We start from the raw sequence: 2,191 nt of genomic DNA, 5'->3' as shown, positions 1-2,191 counted from the left end.
GAGGGGACTGGTCCGCTGGTGCCGGAGGGTACGGCGTCCTGGGTCTTCGACCCCGCGACCGAACCTGAGCCCGGCCTTGATCCCGGTGTGGTGGAGCGGGCCGGTCTGGACGATGTCGCGTACGTCACCTACACCTCCGGCTCCACGGGCCGACCCAAGGGTGTGGTCGTGTCCCATCGCGGCCTGGGCAACCTCGTCGCCGCCCAGATGACCGGACTGGGTGTCGGCCCCGACTCCCGGGTGCTCCAGCTCTCCTCGCTGAGCTTCGACGCCTCGGTGTGGGAGCTGTGCATGGCCCTCCTGTCGGGTGCCGCGCTGGTGGTGGCCGACGCGGAGAGCCTCCCGCCGCACGGTTCCCTCGAAGAGGTCGCGGAATCCTTCGGCGTGACCCATGTGACCGTGCCGCCGTCGGTGCTCGCGCCCGTGCGGCAGCTGCCGGAGAGCGTCGTCAGCCTGGTCGTGGCGGGCGAGGTCTGCCCGCCGTCGCTGGTCGAGCGCTGGTCGGCCGGCCTGCGGCTGGTCAACGCCTACGGCCCGACCGAGGTCACCGTCTGCGCGTCGATGAGCGGAGCGCTCTCCCCGGTGGGTGAGACCAGCCCGGTGCCGATCGGACGTCCGCTCGGCAACACCAGGGCCTATGTGCTGGACGGGTTCCTCCAGCCGGTGCCGGTCGGGGTGGCGGGGGAGCTGTATGTGTCGGGTCCGGGGCTGGCGCGCGGCTATCTCGGCCGGCCGGGGCTGACGTCGGAGCGGTTCGTGGCGAGCCCGTTCGAGGTGGGTGTGCGGATGTATCGCACTGGTGACTTGGTCCGGTGGACGGCGGGTGGTGAGCTGGTCTTCGCGGGGCGTGCGGACGAGCAGGTGAAGATCCGCGGCTTCCGGGTGGAGCCGGGTGAGATCGAGTCGGTCCTCGCCGGGCACGAGAGTGTCGGTCAGGTCGCCGTGATCGTCCGCGAGGACCGGCCGGGTGACAAGCGGCTGGTGGCGTACACCGTCCCCGCCGCCGACGGTTCGATCGACAGCGGGATCCTGCGCGAGTTCGTCGGCTCCCGGCTCCCCGACTACATGGTTCCGGCGGCGGTCGTCGTCCTGGACGCCCTGCCGGTCACCGTCAACGGCAAACTGGACCGGGCCGCGCTGCCCGCGCCCGACTTCGAGGCGCTGGCCGAGAGCCGGGCCGCCGCCACACCGACGGAGGAGGCCGTCGCCGCGCTCTTCGGCGAGATCCTCGGACTGGACCGGGTCGGCGCGGAGACCTCCTGGTTCGACCTCGGTGGTGACTCGCTGCTCGCGATGCGGCTGGTCTCCCAGATCCGCTCGACCCTGGACGCCGAGGTCAGCATCCGGGATCTGTTCGCCGCGCCGACCGTGGCGGGAGTGGCCGGCCTGATCGACGCCACGGACGGCGAGACCCGTACCGCCCTGACACCGCAGCCTCGGCCGGATGTGCTGCCGCTGTCCTACGCGCAGCAGCGGATGTGGTTCCTCAACCGGCTGGAGGGCGTGGGCGAGGGCGCGGGCTACAACCTGCCGATGGCACTCAAGATGTCGGGCGAGCTGGACGTGGTCGCGCTGGAGGCGGCTCTCGGCGATGTGGCCGACCGGCACGAGAGCCTGCGGACCGTCTTCCCCGAGACGAACGGCACCCCGCGTCAGGAGATCGTCGCGGGCGCGGCGGGCCGGCCCCGGCTGGAGATCGTGGAGACCACCGAGGCCGAACTCGAGGAGACGCTCGCGGCGCACTCGCTCCGGGGCTTCGACCTCAGCGTCGATCTGCCCTGGCGGACCTGGCTGATGCGGATCGGCCCCACGGAGCATGTGCTGCTGATCGTGGTCCACCATGTCGCGTCCGACGGCTGGTCGATGGGCGTGCTGACGCGCGACCTGCGGTTCGCCTACGGAGCACGCGGCGAAGGCCGGGCCCCCGGCTGGGACCCGCTGCCCGTGCAGTACGCGGACTACGCGCTCTGGCAGCGCGACGAGCTGGGCGAACTGGACGACCCGGACAGCCTGATCAGCGCGCAGCTCGACTACTGGCGGCAGGCCCTGGAAGGGGCTCCGGAAGAGCTGGTGTTGCCGGTGGATCGTCGGCGGCCGGGTGTGTCGTCGTTCCGTGGTGGTACGGCTTCGGTGCGGGTGGGTGCTGGTACGCATGCGCGGTTGGTGGAGTTGGCGCAGCGTGGTGGGGCGA

The 2,191-nt window shown here is 71.7% G+C and carries 1 protein-coding gene; it reads left to right on the top strand.

From position 1 onward, the window contains the following. Nucleotides 1-18: 18 nt before the first annotated feature. Nucleotides 19-2,191, top strand: a 2,173-nt coding sequence (locus ABD371_RS35615) for an amino acid adenylation domain-containing protein (RefSeq protein ID WP_344486891.1), incomplete at its 3' end; no start/stop codon positions are given.

The organism is Streptomyces amakusaensis, from assembly GCF_039532665.1.
GTDB classification, from domain to species: Bacteria; Actinomycetota; Actinomycetes; order Streptomycetales; family Streptomycetaceae; genus Streptomyces; species Streptomyces amakusaensis.
Note: the sequence above shows the minus strand (reverse complement) of the source record. Positions and strands in the feature narration are given on the sequence as shown.